Source organism: Stella humosa, assembly GCF_006738645.1.
GTDB classification, from domain to species: domain Bacteria; phylum Pseudomonadota; class Alphaproteobacteria; order ATCC43930; family Allostellaceae; genus Allostella; species Allostella humosa.
This window is the reverse complement of record NZ_AP019700.1, coordinates 660,660-680,119: the sequence shown is the minus strand read 5'-3', so window position 1 is coordinate 680,119 and position 19,460 is coordinate 660,660. Positions and strand designations below refer to the sequence as shown.

At 70.5% G+C, this 19,460-nt stretch carries 20 protein-coding genes; 8 read left to right on the top strand and 12 right to left on the bottom strand.

All coding sequences use genetic code 11. The features are described 5' to 3' along the window. Positions 1-166 precede the first annotated feature (166 nt). Positions 167-1,663 carry a hybrid sensor histidine kinase/response regulator gene (locus STVA_RS03215; protein WP_170216668.1) on the top strand — a complete coding sequence of 499 codons (1,497 nt, stop codon included), beginning with the start codon at positions 167-169 and terminating at the stop codon, positions 1,661-1,663. On the opposite strand, the gene STVA_RS03210 is transcribed toward STVA_RS03215, so the two are convergent. Both STVA_RS03210 and STVA_RS03205 read right to left on the bottom strand, forming a co-directional pair. Continuing rightward, positions 1,652-4,771, bottom strand: a complete 3,120-nt coding sequence (locus STVA_RS03210; RefSeq protein ID WP_142235628.1) for a hypothetical protein — start codon at positions 4,769-4,771, stop codon at positions 1,652-1,654. The two genes, STVA_RS03215 and STVA_RS03210, sit on opposite strands and share 12 nt — an antisense overlap. Positions 4,772-4,866: 95 nt before the next feature. After that, complete coding sequence (locus STVA_RS03205; RefSeq protein WP_123694272.1) at positions 4,867-5,253, bottom strand: response regulator; 387 nt, start codon at positions 5,251-5,253, stop codon at positions 4,867-4,869. 281 nt (positions 5,254-5,534) lie between these two features. Here STVA_RS03205 and STVA_RS03200 point away from each other — a divergent pair, with 281 nt between their 5' ends. Together STVA_RS03200 and STVA_RS03195 are read left to right on the top strand one after the other, a co-directional pair. Continuing rightward, positions 5,535-5,735, top strand: a complete 201-nt coding sequence (locus STVA_RS03200; RefSeq protein ID WP_179955436.1) for a hypothetical protein — start codon at positions 5,535-5,537, stop codon at positions 5,733-5,735. A 17-nt stretch (positions 5,736-5,752) separates the two neighbouring features. Next, positions 5,753-6,223 carry a DUF3833 family protein gene (locus STVA_RS03195; protein ID WP_123694274.1) on the top strand — a complete coding sequence of 157 codons (471 nt, stop codon included), beginning with the start codon at positions 5,753-5,755 and terminating at the stop codon, positions 6,221-6,223. A gap of 7 nt (positions 6,224-6,230) precedes the next feature. On the opposite strand, the gene STVA_RS03190 is transcribed toward STVA_RS03195, so the two are convergent. The 3 genes from STVA_RS03190 to STVA_RS03180 are packed head-to-tail and all read right to left on the bottom strand — an operon-like array spanning position 6,231 to position 9,344. Continuing rightward, positions 6,231-7,745 carry a DHA2 family efflux MFS transporter permease subunit gene (locus STVA_RS03190; RefSeq protein WP_123694276.1) on the bottom strand — a complete coding sequence of 505 codons (1,515 nt, stop codon included), beginning with the start codon at positions 7,743-7,745 and terminating at the stop codon, positions 6,231-6,233. Next, a complete protein-coding gene (locus STVA_RS03185; protein ID WP_123694279.1) occupies positions 7,742-8,896 on the bottom strand; it encodes an HlyD family secretion protein in 1,155 nt (384 codons plus the stop codon). The genes STVA_RS03190 and STVA_RS03185 overlap by 4 nt, the downstream gene beginning before the upstream one ends. After that, positions 8,889-9,344, bottom strand: a complete 456-nt coding sequence (locus STVA_RS03180; RefSeq protein WP_245978519.1) for a MarR family winged helix-turn-helix transcriptional regulator — start codon at positions 9,342-9,344, stop codon at positions 8,889-8,891. The genes STVA_RS03185 and STVA_RS03180 overlap by 8 nt, the downstream gene beginning before the upstream one ends. A gap of 143 nt (positions 9,345-9,487) precedes the next feature. On the opposite strand from STVA_RS03180, the gene STVA_RS03175 reads away from it, so the two are divergent. Beyond that, a complete protein-coding gene (locus STVA_RS03175) occupies positions 9,488-10,675 on the top strand; it encodes a Bcr/CflA family multidrug efflux MFS transporter (RefSeq protein WP_123694283.1) in 1,188 nt (395 codons plus the stop codon). Positions 10,676-10,812: 137 nt separating this feature from the next. Beyond that, positions 10,813-11,880: a M15 family metallopeptidase gene (locus STVA_RS03170; RefSeq protein ID WP_123694285.1), complete on the top strand. Its 1,068-nt coding sequence runs from the start codon at positions 10,813-10,815 to the stop codon at positions 11,878-11,880. Here STVA_RS03170 and STVA_RS03165 read toward each other — a convergent pair. Further along, complete coding sequence (locus STVA_RS03165) at positions 11,819-12,775, bottom strand: LysR substrate-binding domain-containing protein (RefSeq protein ID WP_197735776.1); 957 nt, start codon at positions 12,773-12,775, stop codon at positions 11,819-11,821. The genes STVA_RS03170 and STVA_RS03165 overlap by 62 nt on opposite strands. Before the next feature lie 77 nt (positions 12,776-12,852). On the opposite strand from STVA_RS03165, the gene STVA_RS03160 reads away from it, so the two are divergent. Next, positions 12,853-14,316 (top strand): catalase, encoded by a 1,464-nt coding sequence (locus STVA_RS03160; protein WP_123694287.1) that lies wholly within the window; start codon positions 12,853-12,855, stop codon positions 14,314-14,316. A 41-nt stretch (positions 14,317-14,357) separates the two neighbouring features. On the opposite strand, the gene STVA_RS03155 is transcribed toward STVA_RS03160, so the two are convergent. Next, a complete protein-coding gene (locus STVA_RS03155) occupies positions 14,358-16,463 on the bottom strand; it encodes a 3-hydroxyacyl-CoA dehydrogenase NAD-binding domain-containing protein (protein WP_123694288.1) in 2,106 nt (701 codons plus the stop codon). 178 nt (positions 16,464-16,641) lie between these two features. Continuing rightward, complete coding sequence (locus STVA_RS03150; RefSeq protein WP_123694291.1) at positions 16,642-16,845, bottom strand: CsbD family protein; 204 nt, start codon at positions 16,843-16,845, stop codon at positions 16,642-16,644. A gap of 304 nt (positions 16,846-17,149) precedes the next feature. Between STVA_RS03150 and STVA_RS03145 the strand changes: the two genes are divergently transcribed. After that, positions 17,150-17,455: a hypothetical protein gene (locus STVA_RS03145; RefSeq protein ID WP_123694293.1), complete on the top strand. Its 306-nt coding sequence runs from the start codon at positions 17,150-17,152 to the stop codon at positions 17,453-17,455. Positions 17,456-17,563: 108 nt separating this feature from the next. Here STVA_RS03145 and STVA_RS27510 read toward each other — a convergent pair whose 3' ends face one another. Together STVA_RS27510 and STVA_RS03140 are read right to left on the bottom strand one after the other, a co-directional pair. After that, a complete protein-coding gene (locus STVA_RS27510) occupies positions 17,564-17,728 on the bottom strand; it encodes a hypothetical protein (RefSeq protein WP_170216669.1) in 165 nt (54 codons plus the stop codon). A gap of 64 nt (positions 17,729-17,792) precedes the next feature. Then, on the bottom strand, positions 17,793-17,957 hold the full coding sequence (locus STVA_RS03140) for a DUF1328 domain-containing protein (protein WP_123694674.1): 165 nt from the start codon (positions 17,955-17,957) through the stop codon (positions 17,793-17,795). Between the two features lie 198 nt (positions 17,958-18,155). Between STVA_RS03140 and STVA_RS03135 the strand changes: the two genes are divergently transcribed. Continuing rightward, the gene (locus STVA_RS03135) at positions 18,156-18,533 is read left to right on the top strand and encodes a PRC-barrel domain-containing protein (protein WP_123694295.1); all 378 of its coding nucleotides are present in this window, start codon (positions 18,156-18,158) and stop codon (positions 18,531-18,533) included. Between the two features lie 85 nt (positions 18,534-18,618). Here the strand turns inward: STVA_RS03135 and STVA_RS03130 are convergent, their stop codons facing one another. Both STVA_RS03130 and STVA_RS03125 read right to left on the bottom strand, forming a co-directional pair. Next, positions 18,619-19,032, bottom strand: coding sequence for a hypothetical protein (locus STVA_RS03130; protein ID WP_123694296.1), 414 nt, complete (start codon positions 19,030-19,032; stop codon positions 18,619-18,621). Next, positions 19,032-19,346: a hypothetical protein gene (locus tag STVA_RS03125; RefSeq protein WP_123694298.1), complete on the bottom strand. Its 315-nt coding sequence runs from the start codon at positions 19,344-19,346 to the stop codon at positions 19,032-19,034. The genes STVA_RS03130 and STVA_RS03125 overlap by 1 nt, the downstream gene beginning before the upstream one ends. Between the last annotated feature and the right edge of the window lie 114 nt (positions 19,347-19,460).

The window sequence follows — 19,460 nt, the reverse complement described above, 5'->3', positions numbered from 1 at the left end:
CGCTCTCCGGCGCCTGGGTCCTTGGATAACATTGGCATTCCGACGCTGACAACCATTGCGTCCCAATCGGCCGATCGGTCTCGCGCGCGCGGTGTGCCGAATGCCGTCGACGACGGGCATCACGGCGGGCGAGAATGATCCCCGCAACGATGCGGGCGGAGCCCGGATGCCAGAGCCTGCAGCGCCCGACACGGACCAGCCCCGGCGCCGTCCACCCGGCCTGGGGGAACTTGCGTTCGAGCGCTCGCCCTTGGCGCAAGCGGTGACCGACGGGGGGCTGCGCCGCCTGCGCTGCAACCCGGCCTGGACCGCCCTGTTCGGCGGCCAGTCGGCCGAGCCCGCCCACTGGCCCGACGAGGCGGTGACGCGGCTGGCGGCAGCACCGCCCGACGGCAGCACGGTCGACGTGCGGCTGGCGCCGGGAGCGACCGGGCCGGACGGGCCGGCCCTGGTGGTGACGGCCCGTGCCGTGCGCCGGGGGCGCGGCCATGTCCTGTTGCTGTCGGCGCGCCGCGACGAGGCCGCCATCGACGCGGCGGCCGAGCGGGCGGCGGCGCTCGGCCAGCTATTGGCCTCGATCGTCCATGAGCTGAACAACCAGCTCTCGACGATCCTGGCGCAGACCCAGCTGCTGCGCCGGCTGATCCGCAACCAGTCCCATGGCGGGCGGCTCGACCGGGTGGTCGAGGCCGCCCGGCAGTCGGCCCGCATCGTCACCAACCTGCTCGACCTGGCCAGGCGGCGCCCGATCCGGCGCACGCCGGTCGCCATGGCGGATGTGACAGGCCGCGCCGTCGAGCTGGTGCGCGGCCGGCTGGAACGGGCCGGGGTGGAACTGGCGACCGACCTGCCGGCCGACCTGCCGCTCGTCGCGGGCGACACCACGGGCCTGGGCCAGATCGTCGTCAACCTGGTGACCAACGCCTGCGATGCCCTGGCCGAGGTGCCCCAGCCGCGCCGGCTGTCGGTCGCGCTCGGCTTCGACGCCGATGCCCGCATGCTGGAGCTGCGCGTGGCCGACAACGGGCCCGGCATTCCGCCCGCGATCATGAAGCGGATCTTCCAGCCCTTCTTCACGACCAAGCCCGAGGGCATGGGAACCGGCCTCGGCCTATCGCTCTGCGTCACCCAGGTGAAGGAACTGGGCGGCAGCATCACCGTCAGTAACCGGCCCGAGGGCGGGGCGGAATTCCTCGTTCGCCTGCCGGTTTCGGCCGGCGACCAGGCGGCGGCAGCCGCGGCGGCCATGCCGCGGCCGGCCGGCGGCGCGGCGATCCTGGTGATCGACGACGACCAGGCGCTCGCGCGCTACATCCAGTCGCTGCTGCGCCGGGAAGGCCATGCCGCCGACCTGGCGGGCGACGGGGTCGACGCGCTGCGGCGGATCGACCGGCGGCGCTACGACCTGCTGATCAGCGACATCCACATGGCCGGGATGGATGGTGCCACCCTGTTCCAGCGGCTGGAACGCGACGACCCGGAGAGCGCGGCCCGCATCCTCTTCATGACCGGCGACATCGCCAACCCGGAACTGGAGCAGTTCTTCCTGCTGGCCGGCCGGCCGGTGATCGCCAAGCCCTTCGACGACGAGCGCTTCCTGTCGGTCGTGGCGCAGTTGCTGGGCCGCACCGGAAGCCGATCGCCCCCGGGGTCAGCCGAATAGGCCACCCAACCCGAACAGCACCGACTGCACCGGCGCCACGATCGGCAAGGGCGGCGGCGCCGGCGGCGGGTCGGGCTCGTCGGGGATGATGGCGGCCAGCAGGGAATCCGCCGCCTGCACGACCTCGGTCACGACCGGCACCTCGATGACCACCGCCGCGCTGTCTTCCTCGCCATCGCCGCCGCCATTGACCGAGATGTCGATCGACAACAGCGGGTCGAGGTCGATCGCCAGTTCGATGGTTGGCGGCGTATCCGGCGTCAGCACGACCTCGGCCGCGACTTCGGCCACCGGCGTCTCGACCACGACCGCCGCCTCGGCAATCGTATCCGGCCCAGGCAGGACCAGGGCCACCTCGGTGGCGACCGTCTCCGGCACGGTGATTGCCGCCGCGACCTCCACCGCGACGGGTTCGCCGCCGGCCGGAGCGGAGAGCCCGACGTCGAGGGCGGCGGTCACGGAATCGGCCACCGTCACCGTCGACGACAGGTCGAGATCGGCCAGCGTATCGTCGGCAAGCAAGGCCAGCCCCGTTTCGACCTCGGCCGCCACCGTGTCCGGCAGTTCGACGGTCACTATCGTCTCGACGGCAACCGCGCCCTCATCACCCAGCAGCGTGGCATCGCCCGCGGCGGCAACCTCCGCCACCGGCGCGATCACCAGGTCGGCCGCGACCTCGACCTCGGCCACCGTGTCGTCGGCGAACAGCACCAGCGCTGCCTCGGTTTCAACGGAGACCGAGTCCGTCACTGCAATCTCGGCCACTGCCTCCAGCGCGACCGCGCCGCCGTCGCCCAGGATGGCAACGTCGCCACCAACAACGACCTCCACGAGGTCGGCAACGGTGACGGCCACCGCGGCCTCGGCCGCGGCCACGGCATCCTCGCCCAGCAGCACCAGCCCCGCATCGGCCTCGACGGTCGCAACGCCCGTCAGGCTGGCGTCCGCGCCCAGCATGGCAGCGGCACCGGCATCGCCCAGGAGTTCGATTTCGGCTTCGACCTGCAATTCGGCAATTCCGTCGATGCCGACGGTCGCGGCGACGGCAGCGCTGGCCAGCGCATCTTCACCCAGCAGCGACAGCTCGGCATCCGCGCCGACCGCGATCGAATCGCCGACGGTCAGGTCCAGCCCGAGATCGCCCGCCACGGCCGCGTCCTCACCCAGAAGCTGGACCGCGCCGTCAAGCCCGACCGCGCCCAAGCCGTCGATGGAAAGATCGGTGGACAGGTCGACGTCGGCCAGTACATCGCCGGCCAGGAAATCCAATCCGACCGTCACCTCGGCCGAAACCGAGTCCGTCACCTGAAGGCTGGTCGACAGGTCGGCCGCCAGCAGGCTATCGCCGGCCAGTGCCTGGACCTCGACGTCCGCCGCGATGCTGCCGATGCCGTCGACCTCCAGGTCCGCCGTCAAGGCGGCGCCGACGAGCGTGTCATCGGCCAGCAGGTCCAGCCCGACCGCCACCTCGGCCGAGACCGAGTCCGTCAGCGTGACCCCTGTCGACAGATCCGCCTGCACCCCACCGTCACCGACGGCGATTGCGCCATCGGCATCCAGTTCGACAATATCGTCCACCGTCAGGTCGACCGCCACCGAGCCGCCAGCCAGCGTATCGTTCGCCAGCAGGACGACGGCCGCCTCGACCACGGCCGATACGGCATTCCCGGTCTCGGCCACCGCCGACATGGCGACCGGCGCGTGCACGATCGCGGGAGCGGCGACGGCGACCTCCGCTTCGGCAGCGAGGCTCCCGTCTGACACCAGGACCCCCGCGGCGGCGGCCGGACCAACCTCCACCGAGGCGACCCCTATCAGCGTCGGCGCATCCCCCTCGATCGACGGCGCATCGGCCGCATCGCCGGCCAACCGGTCGGCGGGCAGGCTCGACAGTTCCTCGGCCAGTTCCGAGAGAACCGTGGCCGCCGCCAGCGGATCGTCGCCGGTCTCGGCGAGGCGGGCCAGGACGTGGTCGAACAGGCTGGCGGCGATCGCATCCATCTCCGTGGCCGGAGCAGCCTCGCCCCCCGGCGTCTCGCCTGCCGCGGCCTCGCCTGCCGTCGCCTGAGCGGGCGCCGTCGTGGTGGCCGACATCGCTGCCCCATCGGCCTGGCCTGCCGCTGGCGGCGGCGCGGCCAGCATGGCGCGCGCCGATAGCGGTGCTGCAGCAGCAGCCGGCATTTCATCGGGCGTAATCTGGAAGATCGGGGTGGCCGCTTCGGCACGCGCCGCGGCGGTCTCGTCCGGCAGCGACAGGCGGCGGGACGGCAGGCCGTCCTCGTCCGCGCCGGCGAGGCTGTCGGCACCCGACTGATGGCGGGACCCTTCCTCGTCTTCTTGGGCACGCACGGTGCGTCGGCCTTCGCCGGCCGCTTGCTCGCCCTGGTCCTCGTCGTTGCGGCGCGGGCGCGACCACGCGTCGCCCGCCGCCAGCACCGTGGCGACGAAGGCCGGCGCCACGAAGGGGCCAAAGCCCATGGCGCGCTCGCCGCGGCCGCCATGGCCGCCGTCGCCGTTCGGCCGCGGGGTCGAATAGTGACGGCCGAGCGCCGCCAGCACCTCGGACGGCGTCTCGGCGCCCTCGAACGTCTCTGCCGCCTCGGCCGCGTTCTGGGCCAGGGCATGGGCCACGAAGGCCAGCAGCAGGCCGAGGATGAAGGGATGCTTGGAGAAAGGCTTGTGCCGCCGGGCCTGGGCCAGGATCTCCTTGCGCAGGCCGGGGCACATGCGCAGCGCGGTCGCCACGATGACGACGGCCATCCGCGGATGATCGGTCAGCATGGCGTCGACGATGACGGCGGCCTGGGCCGGGTCGCGGCGGATCGCCATGGTTAGCTGGATGACGATCTCGGCCGCGGTCGGCTGCCCCGGAATCTCCGTCGCCAGGTCGTCGGCAATGCGCTCCAGCACGTCGGCGTCGGCCTGGGCGGCGCCGGGTCGGCTGCGGCCCCGGCCCGAGGTCGACGCACGGCTGGTCGACGCTCGGCCGGACCATTGCTGCGACCATTCCCCGGCATTGGCCTCGAAGCCGTCCAGCACCACCCGCCGACGTTCGGCGTTCAGACGCTCCAGCAACTCTCCGACGACGGCACCAGGTAGAATGGCCATGCTCGCCCCGCGCTACACCATAATGATACATTATGCGGAGCGCGCAAAAGTTCCATTTAGCTTTTGGTTATCGTTTGAATAAGTCGCACCGGAATTCACGCCAGCATGGATTCAAACCGGTCGAGATCGACCGGCTTCTGTAGCCAGGCGATGTCGTTGAGGGCGTGGGTTTCCGCGAGGATCCGGGCCGACTCCATGACGCCCCAGTGATAGCCGGTCATGACGATGATCCGCGGCCGCTCCGTCAGTCGTGACAGCGCCAGAAGCACGTCGATTCCGTCGCTTTGTGGCATGACCAGATCGACCACGACGTGCGTCGGCTTGAAGCGTTTCAATTCCTGCTCGAACTGCCGCCCATCGGTCAGCATGCTGGCCTGGAACCCGAGGGCGCGCACCATCGCCAGCAACGGTTCGACGACGTCCGGCTCGTCGTCGATGAAGAGGATGCGCCCCTTCTTCGCCTTGGCCGCGGCGCGCGCCATCGTCCCTCCCGCTCAGTCAGAAGCGGAGCCTATCACGCCCTATCGCGATGGCGGAATTTCCTGGAACCAGGACAGCTTCACCGCGATCCACCATTTCGAACTTTATGGAAACATAGAACCAAAAGCGGCGGTTATCGCGCTCGCGCCCTGACCCAGGAAAAAACACCTGGAAATATTTCGCCTATTGGTGCCAGCCGCCCCGCCGGCGGCGATGGCGTTCGCGATCCTGCACGGAGCCGGCAACGGCCTGCTGACGATCGCGCGGCACGCTGCCGCTGGCCTTGTTCGGGCCGGCCGGCTATGGCTTGCGGACGGGGCTGATCGCGGCCCCCGCGCGCATCCTGCAAGGCGGGGCGCCGCTGCTGTCCGGCATCGTGCTGGACCGCGCCGGCCCGGTCTGGGCGCCGACGCTGTCGGGCGGCCTGACGGCGCTGTCCTTCGTGGCGCTCCTTTTCATGCAGCCGGCGCGGCGCTCGCCATAGGGAAGGAAGGGCCAGGCATGAACGGTCCCGGGGAAGCGACGCCGTTCCGCCTGGAGGCCTTCTATGCCGGCCTGCTGCATGGCTGGGGCCATCTGGTCGATCATCGCGGCGGCGGCGAGCGGCGGATGACGGCCGTCCTGCGCGGCGACTGGGACGGCCAGGTGCTGACGCTGGACCAGACCTGGACCGCCGAGGGCTCGCCGCCCGAGCGCCGGCTGTGGCGCATCCGCCCGACGACGAACGGCTATTCCGGCACCGCCGCCGACATCGTCGGCACGGCCGAGGCCACCTGGGTCGATGGCGGCCTGCGCTGGAGCTACCAGACCGACGTGCCGGTCGGCGAGACGGTGTGGCGGCTGGCCTGCGAGGAGGAGTTGCAGCCGCAGACGGCCAACGTCGCCACCGTGCAGGTGAAGATCGGCAAGTTCGGCCTGGCCATCGCCGAGATCCACATGATCGTCAGCCGGGCGGCACCCGTCGCGGGTTGAGCCGCCTTCAGCGCCGCCGCGGCGGACGGGCGAGGCAGACCACCGGGATGGCGCAGGCCGCGATCATCGCCAGGAGCTGGAAGTCGGAGAAATAGGCGATGGCCGTCGCCTGCCGCGCCACCTCGGCCTGCAGGGCGGCCAGGCCCTCGACGGTGTCGAGGCTCCACGCCTCGGGCAGGGGCCGGGCCCGGATCGCGCCGGCCAGGGGGTGCAGGTGCTGCACCAGTTCCGAGCGCGCCGCCTGGCCACCGCGCGACAGCAGGAAGATGACGACCGAGATGCCGACGCTGCCGCCGACATTGCGCATCAGGCTGAAGAGCGAAGTGCCCTGGGGCCGGTGCTCCGGCGCCAGCGTGGTGAAGGAGAGCGTGCTGATCGGCACGAAGCAGAAGCCGAAGCCCATGCCCTGGATGAAGCCCGACAGCAGGAACCGCTCGAACCCGACCTCGAGCGTGAAGCCCGCCATGTCGTGCAGCGTCAGCGCCAGCAGCGTGTAGCCCAGCCCCATCAGCAGGCGGATGTCGACCCGCCCGATCAGCCGGCCGACCAGGAACATGGCCAGCATCGTGCCCATGCCGCGCGGCGCCAGGATCATCCCGGCGCTCATCACCGGATAGCCCAGCAGCGACTGCATGAAGGGCGTCAGCAGCGCCAGCGAGCCGAAAAGGATGAAGGCGGTGATGCAGATCAGCGTCACGCCGGCCGCGAAGTTGCGGTCGCGGAAGATGGCAAGGTCGATGAACGGCCGCTCGGCGGTCAGGACATGGACCAGGAAAAGATAGATGGCCAGGCCCGCGACGATCGCCTCGATGACGATCTCGGTCGAGGTGAACCAGTCGAGATGCTCGCCGCGGTCGAGCATGAGCTGGAAGGTGCCGACCGCCAGCGACAGCAGGCCGAACCCCATCCAGTCCATGCGCAGGCGGCGGTCGCGGCCGGGCCGGTCGAGGAAGGCGACGAGACCCGCCAGCGTCAGGATCCCGATCGGCAGGTTGATGTAGAAGACCCAGCGCCAGTGATAGTGCTCGGTCAGCCAGCCGCCCAGGGTCGGCCCCAGGATCGGCCCGACCATGACGCCGATGCCCCAGATCGCCATCGCCTCGCCATGGCGCTCGCGCGGGTAGATGTCGAGCAGGACCGCCTGGGACAGCGGCACCAGCGGCGCCCCGAACATGCCCTGGAGCAGGCGGAAGGCCACCATCTGCTCCAGCGACTGGGCCGCACCGCACAGGATGGAGGCGACCGTGAAGCCGGCGACCGCGACGATGAACAGCTCCTTGCGGCCGAAGCGCCGTGCGAGCCACCCGGTCGGCGGGGTCATGATCGCGGCCGCGACGATGTAGGAGGTGAGGACCCAGTTCACCTGGTCGAGCGAGGCGTTGAGGCTCGCCTGCATGTAGGGCACGGCGACGTTGGCGATGGTGGTGTCCAGCGCCTGCATGATCGTCGCCAGCATGACGCAGCCGGTGACGGCGACCCGGCCGCCGCCGGCCGATGCCCGCGACGGCTCGGCGATGCTCATCCCTGGGGCCGGTGCGCCGCACCCGCATGCTGGCCGGGATCGAGCCCGACCAGCCGCCGCAGGTCGGCCCAGACCGATGCCAGCGTGCGCTCGCGCCCGGTGTCGACCGTCACCACCACGCTCATGCCGGTGCGCAGCATCGGCCCGTCCGCCGGCTGCTCGACCGCGACCCGCATGGGGATGCGCTGCACCACCTTGATCCAGTTGCCGCTGGCATTCTGCGGCGGCAGGATCGCGAACTCCGCACCGCTGGCCGGGCTCACGCTCTCGACCCGCCCCTTCCAGGTGCGGCCGGGATAGGTGTCGACGGTGACGTCGGCCGGGTTGCCGATCACCACATGGGTCAGGTCGGTTTCCTTGGGGTTGGCGTCGATCCACAGCCGGTCGACCAGGACCAGGGTGAAGGCGGGCTTGCCGGCCTCCAGATACTCGCCCGGCTGCAACTGGCCGACATTGACCAGGATGCCGGCGGCGGGCGCCCGCACCTCGGTCCGGCGGCGCTCGCGGCGCGCGCGGTCCAGTTCGGCCTGGGCATGGCGCGCGCGGGGATGCTGGGCGGGGTCGGCGTCGAGGGTGCCGCCGAGCGAGGCCAGGACGGCACCCGCCTCCTCGCGGGCGGCGGCCGCCCGCTGGCGGGCGCGGGCATAGGCGATGCGCGCCTGGTCCAGCACGGTGCCGGCGGCGACGCCGCGCTGGCCCAGCTCCGCCTGGCGGCGCAGTTCGCGATCCTGGTAGGCGACGTCGGCCTCGGCCAGGCGGATCTCCTCGACGCGCTGGCGATAGTTGGCCTTCAGGGTCGAGAGCTCGGCCAGGACCGTGCCGAGTTGCGCCTGGGCTGCGGCCTCCGCCAGCGCGAAGGGCTCGGGGTCGATGCGGAACAGCATGTCGCCGGCGGCGACGCGCTGGTTCTCTGCCACCAGGACCGCCTGCACCATGCCCGACACGTCGGTCGAGATCGTGACCTTGTCGGCGCGCACATAGGCATTGTCGGTGACGACGTAGCGCCCCCCCGACAGATAGAAATAGAAGGCGACGGCGACCACCAGAAGCGGCACCAGGACCAGCAGCAGCAGGCGCCGCCAGCGCCGCCGGGACCGCCCGGCCGTCGCGAGCTCGGCGCGCGAGACCTCGACGTTCGACCCCTCAGGCATGCTGGCCCCCGCCCTGCCCGCCGTCGGGCGTGTCGGGAGCCTCGACCTCGGCCCAGTCGCCGTCGCACGGCGTTTCCAGGCCCAGCATGTTGGTCTTCATCGCCAACAGCAGGTCGACCAGGCGCTCGCGGTCGTCGGCGGCGATGCCGGCCAGCGCCTCCTCGCGGGTGGCCACGCCCAGGCTGCGCATCTGCTCCAGCACCGGGGCGGCCGGGGGCAGCAGGTGCAGGCGCTTCACCCGCCGGTCGGTCGGGTCGGGCCGGCGCTCGACGAAGCCAGCGGCCTCCAGCCGGTCGACCATGCGGGCAAGCGTGATCGGCTCCACTTCCAGGATGTCGGCCAAGCCGCCCTGGTGGATGCCCTCGACGCGCGACAGTTGGGCCAGGACCGACCATTGGGCGCGGCTGAGACCGAGGGCACGCGCCCGCCGATCGAACCTTTTGCGCAACAGTCGGGCGACATCGTTCAGCAGAAAGCCGAGATGCCGCTCGAATTCGTTGTTCAGCCGTTCCTCCCATAGCGAAGGCTGATCGAACTTATTATAAGCATCCTCACGTTAAGCGCCGGAGGCCCGGCGACGCAAGGTAGAAGATGCGCCCTCCGAAGACCGAACTGCTGATCATCCTGGGCGCGCTCACCGCCTTCGCCCCCCTCTCCATCGACATGTACCTGCCGGCTTTCCCGCAGATGGAGGTGGCGCTCGGTGCCTCGACCGACGCGATCCAGCGGACGCTGGCGGCCTTCTTCCTGGGCTTTGCCCTGGGCCAGGCGTCCTACGGTCCGGTCGCCGACCGCTTCGGGCGCAAGCCGCCCCTCTATTTCGGCCTCTGCCTCTACATCCTGGCCTCGATCGGCTGCGCGCTGGCGACATCGGCCGAGGTGCTGACCGTGCTCCGCTTCGTGCAGGCGGTCGGTGCCTGCTCGGGCATGGTGATCGCGCGCGCCATGGTGCGCGACCTGTTCGAGCCCAAGGACGCCGCGCGGGCCTATTCCTCGCTCATGCTGGTGACGGGGCTGGCCCCCATCATGGCGCCCGTCATCGGCGGCATCGTGCTGCTGTGGGCGGGCTGGGCCACGATCTTCTGGCTGCTGGCCGGCTATGCCGTGCTGGCCCTGGCGGCCGTGCATTTCCGCCTGCCCGAGAGCCACCCGGCCGATCCATCGCGCCCGCTGGCGTTCGGGCGCGCGGTCACGGACTATGCCCGCATCATCGTCGATCGCCGCTACATGGGCTATGCCGCGGGCGGCGGGCTCGGCATGGCGGGCATGTTCGCCTACATCGCCGGTTCTCCCTTCGTCTTCATCGACCTCCATGGCGTCAGCGCCCAGCATTACGGCTGGCTCTTCGGGCTGAACGCCATTGGCTTCGTGGCCGCCGCCCAGGTGAACGGCCGTCTGCTGCCGGCCGGCCGGCACGAACAGGCGATGCGGGTCGCCATGCTGGTGCAGGGGGCGGCGGCCATCGTCCTCATCACGTCGGCGGCCACGGGATGGGGGGGCCTCGCCGGGCTGGTCGGGCCGATCTTCGTCTATGTCGCCACGCTGGGCTTCATCATGCCCAACGCGGCCGCCCTGGCGATGGCGCCCTATGGCCGCAATGCCGGCGTCGCCTCGGCCTTGCTCGGCACGCTGCAATTCTCGCTGGCCGCCGTCGCGTCGGCCCTGGTGGGGATGCTGCACAACGGCACCGCGCTGCCGATGGCGGGCGTGGTCGCCGCATTCGGGCTGGCCGGGCTGGCGATCAACCGGCTGCTGGTGCGTCCGGCGGCGCAGGCTTAGGCCCCACGCCGCAGCGATGGAACCGCGGGCCGGCGCGCGGACTTCACCGCACCGGGTGGGATAGCCCCAGCGCTGCCCTGCTATGGCCATGTCGGCCGGCCATGCTGCCCCGGAAGCCATTCGCGAGTGTCGCCAGGTTGCCCGATTTCCCGAACTTTCTAGCCCGCGCCGTCCTGACGGCGGCGTTGCTGCCGACACCCGGCCTGGCGACGGCCGAGGAACCGCGGCCGGCGGCCCCGCCCCAGGGCGTGCAGGCAATGGTCGCCGCATATCCCGATTTCCTGCTGCGGGTCGAGAAGGGGATGCTGCTGTGGCGCGACGGCACGAAGATGCCGCTGGCGCGCCTCGGCCTCGACCGCGAGGGCCGGCCGCTCAAGGCGCGGCTGAAGCCGCCGGCCGACCCCGTTCTGGCCGCGACCGAGGGCATCTCGGCCGTCGACTACGAGCCCGTCTACCTGAAGATGTATGGCGACTGCCGCTCGGGCGACATGCGGGCACGCCTGGGGCCGGTGCAGTGGAGCCGCGGTGCGCCGGACGGCGGGCAGGAGATCCGGGCGGCGCGCGCCAACGGCGTCACGGCGGCGCTGCAACGCGTGTCCGACGCCCTCGACCAGCTATCGGGCGAGGCCGCGAAGTTTCCCCGCTCCCTGGTCGGCACCTTCAACTGCCGCAACGTCGCCGGCTCGAACCGGCTGTCGCTGCACGGGCTCGGCATCGCCATCGACGTGAACCCGACCGACGACGGCTACTGGCAGACCGCCCCCACCGACGCCAAGGGCCGGCCCATCCGCCGCAGCCGGGTGCCGATGCCGGTCGTGGAGGCCTTCGAGCGCGAGGGCTTCGTCTGGGGCGGGCGCTGGAACCAGTTCGACACGTTCCATTTCGAATACCGCCCGGAATACCGCATCGCCACCGGCGGGCCGCTGCCGGAACGGCTGACCCGGCCGGAATTCTCCGGCTTCTTCGGCGGCCGGGCGCGCGGCGCGGCGGTCGAGCGGATGTCCTATGCCCCGCGCGGGCCGGGCGCCCTGGTCTGCCACCGCTGGGTGCGCCAGCCAGGGCCGAACTTCGGCCGCTGCCTGTCCGGCACCATATCGCCGTCCGGCAAGGTCTCGGCGAAGCCCACCGTCACTAGGCCCGCCGTCACGAAGGGGGCCGCCCCCAGGCCGGCAGCACGCCAGCCGTCGCCTCCCAGGCGGCGGTGACAAGCTGGGCCAGGGCCGCGAAGTCCCGGCGCCGCGGGGATGTCGGCCGCCAGGCCAGGGCCACGATGCGCTGGGGCTCCGGGTCCTCGAACCGCCTGAGCGCGATGCGCGGGTCGTCGAAGCCGGCGCGCAGCACCAGTTCGGGCAGCAGCGTCACGCCATGGCCGGCCGCCACCATCTGCAATACCGTCGTCAGGCTGGTGGCGCCCAGCGTCGCCAGGTTGGCGGCCGGGATGCGCCGACAATAGGCCAGCGCCTGCTCGCGCAGGCAATGCCCCTCCTCCAGCAGCAACAGCCGGTCGGCGGCGACGGCGCCGGGCTGGACGCGCTCGGGCAGGCCGGCCGCCTCCTCCACCCCCGCCGCCAGGACGAAGCGGTCGGCGAACAGGGCGACGGATTCCAGGTCCGGGCGCTCGTCCGGCAGCACCAGGATGGCGACATCGACCTTGCCGGCCGCCAGTTCGGCCAGCAGCGGGCCGGTCTGTGTCTCGCGCAGGCGCGGCTCCAGCCGCGGGAACTGCCGTCCCAGCGCCGGCAGGCAGATGGGCAGCAGGTAGGGGGCGATCGAGGGGATGACGCCGATCGTGAGCGGCCCGGCGAGCAGGCCCTGGGCCTGCCTGGCATGGTCCTCCAGGTCGCGCACGCCGGCGATGATCGCGGTCGCCCGGCGCAGGATCTCGGCACCCTCGGCCGTGACCTCCGCCCCGCCCGGCCGCCGCTCCACCAGCTCGACGCCGAGAAAGGTCTCCAGCTCGCGGATCTGGGTCGACAGGGCAGGTTGGGTGACGCGGCAGGCCTCGGCGGCGCGGCCGAAATGACGATGCTCGGCGAGGGCCACGAGATAACGGAGCTGGCGCAGGGAGATCATCGCGATCAGATAATCTGATCGCAGCATCCGACAAGATAATTGGACGCCCGGCGCGGCAAAAACCATCCTGTCGCTGTTGGCTTTGACCGAAGAGGATGACTGGGATGTCCAAGACCCTGACCACCACCGCGGGCGCGCCCGTCGCAGACAACCAGAATTCGCTGACGGCCGGCCCCCGCGGCCCTGTCCTGATGCAGGACTGGCAGCTCCTGGAGAAGCTCGCACACCAGAATCGCGAACGCATTCCCGAGCGCGTCGTCCATGCCAAGGGCTGGGGCGCCTATGGCACCCTGACCGTCACCCACGACCTGACGCGCTATACCCGCGCCAAGATCTTCGCGGCCGTGGGCAAGAAGACCGAGATGATCGCCCGCTTCTCGACCGTCGCCGGCGAGCAGGGTGCGGCCGACGCCGAGCGCGACGTGCGCGGCTTCGCGCTGAAGCTCTATACCGAGGAAGGCAACTGGGACCTGGTCGGCAACAACACGCCGGTCTTCTTCGTGCGCGACCCGCTGAAGTTCCCGGACTTCATCCACACCCAGAAGCGCCACCCGCGCACCAACATGCGCTCGCCGACCGCGATGTGGGACTTCTGGTCGCTGTCGCCCGAGAGCCTGCACCAGGTGACGATCCTCTTCTCGGACCGCGGCCTGCCGCCCGGCCCGCGCCACATGAACGGCTATGGCAGCCACACCTACAGCTTCTGGAACGAGGCCGGCGAGCGGCACTGGGTGAAGTTCCACTTCAAGACCCGCCAGGGCCACAAGTTCCTGACCAACGCCGAGGCCGAGACGGTGGTCGGCCGGAGCCGCGAGACCTACCAGGAGGACCTGTTCGGCTCGATCGAGAAGGGCGACTTCCCACAATGGGACGTCTTCGTGCAGTTGATGCCCGAGCTGGACGCCGATCGCACGCCCTACAACCCGTTCGACCTGACCAAGGTCTGGCCGCATGGCGACTATCCGCTGCACCCGCTGGGCGTGATGGAGCTGAACCGCAACCCGGACAACTACTTCGCCGAGATCGAGCAGGCGGCCTTCTCGCCCTCGAACGCGGTGCCGGGCATCGGCTTCTCGCCCGACAAGATGCTGCAGGCGCGCGTCTTTTCCTATGCCGACGCCCACCGCCACCGGCTCGGCACGCATTACGAGGCGCTGCCCGTCAATCGCCCGCGCTGCCCCGTCCACCACTATCACAAGGATGGCGCCATGCGGTTCTTCCAGAACGACAGCGGCAATCCGGATGCCTACTACGAGCCCAACAGCATGGGCGGCCCGGTGCAGGACCCGAGCGTGGCCGAGCCGCCCTTGCGCATCACGGGCGACGCCGACCGCTGGAATCATCGCGAGGGCAATGACGACTATACCCAGCCCGGCAACCTGTTCCGCCTGATGACGCCCGAGCAGCAGGGGCGCCTGATGGACAACCTGGCGGCCGCCATGGGCCCCGTGCCGACCGCCATCCAGGTCCGCCAGGTGCGCCACTTCCACCTGGCCGACCCGGCCTATGGCGCGGGCGTGGCCCAGCGGCTGGGCCTGTCGTCGGCCGACCTGGCCGCGGCCGAGTAGCAACGGCGGCCGGCCCCTCCCATGGGGGGCCGGCCGTTTCCTCAAGCCGGTTGCGGCAGGTCGGCGAAGCCCTTGCCCTCGGCCGCCAGGCGCTCGATCAGGGGTGCGGGCACGAAGTCCTCGCCATGCTGCCGGGCCAGTTCGACCATGCGGTCGCGGGCCGCTGCCAACCCGCGGGCATCGGCCCAGTGCATCGGCCCGCCCTCTTGGATCGGCCAGCCATAGCCGTAGACCCAGACGATATCGATGTCGCCCGGGCGCAGCGCCATCCCCTCCTCCAGGATGCGCGCGCCCTCGTTCACCATCGGCAGCAGCAGCCGGTCGAGGATCTCGGCGTTGGCGATCTCGCGGCGCGCGATGCCGGCCCGCGCGGCCTCCTCCAGGATGATCGCCTCGACGGCCGGGTCGGGGATCGGGGTCCGGCTGCCGGCCTCGTAGCGGAACCAGCCGGCGCCGGTCTTCTGGCCGAAGCGGCCCAGCGCGCACAGCCGGTCGGCGACGGCCGACTTCAGCCCCTTCTCCTGGCGGATGCGCCAGCCGATATCGAGCCCGGCCAGGTCGCCCATGGCATAGGGCCCCATCGGGAAGCCGAAGTCGTAGAGTGCCGCATCGACCTGCTGTGGCAGGGCGCCTTCCATCACCAGCCGCTCGGCCTGGCGGCCGCGGGCGCGCAGCATGCGGTTGCCGACGAAGCCGTCGCAGACGCCGACCACGACGGGCACCTTGCCGATGCGCTTGGCGAGCGCCAGCGATGTCGCCAGCACGCCCGCATCGGTCCTGGCGCCGCGCACGATCTCCAGCAGCTTCATCACGTTGGCGGGGCTGAAGAAGTGCAGGCCCACCACGCTCTCCGGCCGGCCGGTCGCGGCCGCGATGGCGTTCACGTCGAGGGTGGAGGTGTTGGTCGCCAGCACCGCGCCCGCCTTGGCGTGGCGGTCGATCTCGGCGAAGACGGCCTTCTTGATGGCCGTGTCCTCGAACACGGCCTCGATCACCAGGTCGGCGCCGGCCAGGTCGGCCATGGCCAGGCTCGGGCGGATCAGGCCCATCCGCGTCTCGACATCGGCCGCCGCCATGCCGCCGCGCCGGGCCGTCGCCTCGTAGTTGCTACGGATGGTCGCAAGCCCGCGGTCGAGGGCCGGCTGGGTGGTCTCGATCAGGGTGACCGGAATGCCGGCGCTGGCCAGGCACATGGCGATGCCGCCGCCCATGGTGCCGGCGCCGATGACGGCCGCCTGGCCGATGCGCGCAACCGGCGTGTCGCGACCCACCCCCGGTACCTTGGCCGCGTCGCGCTCGGCGAAGAAAATGTGGCGCTGGGCGCGCGACTGGGCCGATGCCTTCAACTCGTCGCAGAGTGCGCGCTCATAGGCGATGCCCTCGTCGAACGGCAGCTCCACGGCTGCCTGTACCGCGCGGATTGCATATTCGGGCGCCGTGCGTCCGCGCGCGCGCCGCGCCATGGCCGCCCGTGCCGCGTCGAACAGGCCGCTCTGGCCCCGTGCCTCGGCGGTCCGCTCGTCGCGGTCGCGCAGGCGGGGCATGGCGCCTTCGGCCGCCTTGGCGCGCGCCAGCTCGACCGCCGCCCGGTCGAGATCGCCCGCCACCACCTGGTCGATGATGCCGGCCGCCAGCGCCGCATCGGCGCCGATCATCTCGCCCGACGTGATCATGTCGAGCGCCTTTGCCACGCCCGCCGCCCGCGGCAGGCGCTGGGTGCCGCCGCCGCCCGGGATGATGCCCAGCTTCACTTCCGGCAGGCCGACACGTGCCGACTGCACCGCCACCCGCCAGTGGCAGGCCAGTGCCAGTTCCAGCCCGCCGCCCAGCGCCGTGCCGTGGATGGCGGCCACGACGGGCTTGCTGCTGGCGTCGATGGCGGCCAGCACGGTCGACAGGATCGGCTCCTGTGCCGGCCGGCCGAATTCCGTGATGTCGGCGCCGGCGACGAAGGTCCGCCCATCGCAGCGCAGGACGATCGCCGCCACGCCCGCATCCGCGTCGGCCGCCTGGACGGCGGCCAGGATGCCGCTGCGGACCGCATGGGACAGCGCGTTCACGGGCGGGTTGGCGACGGTGATGCGGGCGATGTCGCCGTCGCGATCGGTGCGGACCAGCGGGGGGGTGCGATCTGCCGCTTCGGCCATGGTTCCTCCGGGGGGCTTTGGCGTTCGGGCGCGCACCCTAGCCGCTCTCCCCGGACGGGGAAACGGGCTGGATCGGAAACGAGCCGGGCAACGAAACGGGGCCGGCTCCTTTCGGAACCGGCCCCGCATCAGGGGTCTCATGGGGCGCGCGGTTTGGCGCCGGCCTGCCAGGGGGGGCCTACCAGCGGGCGTTGCTCTCCCACGCTTTCACGTCGGCGTCGGCGCGCTCGCGCGCAATGCCGTAGCTCTCCTGGATGCGACCGACGAGCTGATCACGCTTGCCATCGATGACGTCGAGCTGGTCGTCGGTCAGCTTGCCCCACTGTTCCTTGACCTTGCCCTTGGCCTGCTTCCAGTTGCCGGCGATCTGGTCCCAGTTCATTGCGGTCTCCTTTGCGATGTTTGTTCCAGTAGGCAAGGACAACCGGGCTGCGCTGCCATCGGTTCCGGTTTTCGCGGCAGTCGATCCGGGTCTGGCGATCCGGGTCTGGCGATCCGGGTCTGGCGATCTGGGTCTTGCGTCGGAACCGGGCAGGACCTTTGGCGTTCCAAGGTCCGAGGCGCGCGATGCGCGCGTGGTTTCCCGATTGGAGGGTTGATGCGACTGATCCTGCTTTGGCTCCTGGGCATTCCCCTGCCGATCATCTTCCTGATCTGGCTTTTCACCTGAGACACGGGAGACAAGAATGATCCAAGCCCTGCACGCTGACCGCCCCCGCTTCACGGAGGCGATGGCGGACGTCGGCAAGTTTTTCGAGAAGCCCGAGGCCGTGCTCGTCGACCGCGATTTCGATCGCGACCAGAAGATCGAGCTGCTGAAGCAGTGGGATGCCGACCTGCGGTCGCTGATGGTGGCGGCCGACGAGAACATGGCACCCGAAGGTGCGGACCGGACCGGCGACCAGCTGCGCCAGGTCCAGGCGGCGCTGAGCTGCCTGGGCGTGGGCGACAGCGGCGAGGGTGCACCGACGAAGACCGGCGGCAAGTCCTGACCGACACCCACGCAAGAAACTGACACCCACGCAAGAAAACGGCGCCACCGGGTTACCGGCGGCGCCGTTTCCATGTCCGGCCCTGAAATTTGGCTCCGGCCGCGTCGCCTACACGACGAAGACCAGGACGACGACGGCCAATGCGGCTGCGGCTGCAACCAACGATGCACCCAGGACATAGCGCATACGATGCAGCTCCACGCCCTGGCGGGCCTGGGTCGGGGTGACGTCGTGGCCGCTCGCGGCCGTCTGTTCGCGGGGGGTGGGGTTCATGTTCGGCATGTTGGGGCAACGCGGGCGGGCGGCGGTCGTTCCCCACGGCCGCCGCCCGCGGCTGTCAGCGACGCCGGACCGTATGCATCACCAGCGTGATGACGAAGCCGATGACGAAGATGATGAAGAGGATCTGGGCAATATCGGTGGACACCGCCGCCACGCCTCCGAATCCCAGGACGCCCGCTATCAGGGCAACGACGAGGAATACGAGAGCGTAATACAGCACGGGCGATCTCCTGGCGATCGTGGTCGCCGGGCCCATCGCGCAACGACATCTTCGACCGGGACACAGAACGCACCAATTTGACATGCGTTCCCTGTCAGAATGACATCCGCCAAAACCAGGAACGATCCCAACGACCTCGCGTTTACTGTCCAGACCCGGGCGAATGCTCGGGACCCGAATCCAAGGAAAGGGACAATAATGCGCGAAGAAACGATTGCCCCCACCAGCACCGGCTCCCTGATCGCTGCAGACCGCGTCGAGGGCACGGCCGTCTATAATCGCGGCGGCGACCATCTGGGCTCGATCAAGACCGTGATGATCGACAAGCCGTCGGGCAAGGTGGCCTATGCCGTCATGTCGTTCGGCGGCTTCCTCGGCATCGGCGAGAAGTACCATCCGCTGCCCTGGGGCATGCTGACCTATCATCGCGGCCAGGGCGGCTATGTCGTCGACCTGGACAAGGGTGCGCTCGAGGGCGCGCCGCAGTACGACGCGGCGGAGACGCCGAACTACGAAGACCAGGCCTGGGGCAAGCAGGTGCACGACTATTATCGCGTGCCGCCTTACTGGATGTAGACCCCTCCCGGACATAGACCGGCCTCGCCGGAACAAGGCAAAGGGGGCATCGCCGCATGGCGATGCCCCCTTTCTCTTGCAGCCGCTATTTCTTGCCGCGCAGGCCGTAGATGAAGCCGGCCACGGCGGCGGCCAGCACGGCCGGCGACACGCTGCCGATGGTCGAGATCAGCGGCCCGACGGCGGCCATGGTCGCGGCCGTGGGGTCGATCGCGGGCGCCACGGGCTGCCGCATCTGGCGGCGCAGCACAATCTGGCCGGCGATTGCGACGATGAGCGCCAGCAGCAGGAAGCTGCCGCCGACGATGCCGGCCGCTTCCGGCCCGGTGAAGTCGCGCCGCAGCAGCATGTAGCCGGCGGCGACCAGGAAGCTCATCCCCACCGCCACCAGAATCGCGAGCAGGGCGCCGATGGCGGTGCGGAGCAAGGCGAGCTTTGCCTGGCTCCGCACCGAAGCGGCGGCGCGCCCGACCGCCAGGAGGCGGAGGAGCGCGTTCATCAGCGCCGCAGGAGAATGGCGGCGGCCACACCGGCCGCGAAGGCGGCCGCCAGGGCCGTCATCGGATTGTCGGACACCGACCGCTTCACGGAATCGGTGACCTCCTCGGCCCGCTCGATCTGGTCGTGCAGCAGATCGCCGATCTGCAGACGGATATCGTCGAGCTTGGCCTTGGTCTGTTCGAGCCCGGCCGCACCGGCGGCACCGGTGCTGGCGCCAAGCTGTTCGATATCGCCCGCGATGGTGGCGAGGGCGCCCTGGAGAGACTGGATGCTGGACTTCATCTTGCGAACCTCGCGGTCAGTGCTGGCCATGGAAATTTCCTTTCCGGCTTCGATTTCCCGCGATGCGAACGCCCCGCCCCTGCTTAGGTTCCGGTAAATCCTTCAGCGAAGGCGATGGAACTTTCGGCCGCGCGTCCCGGTTCT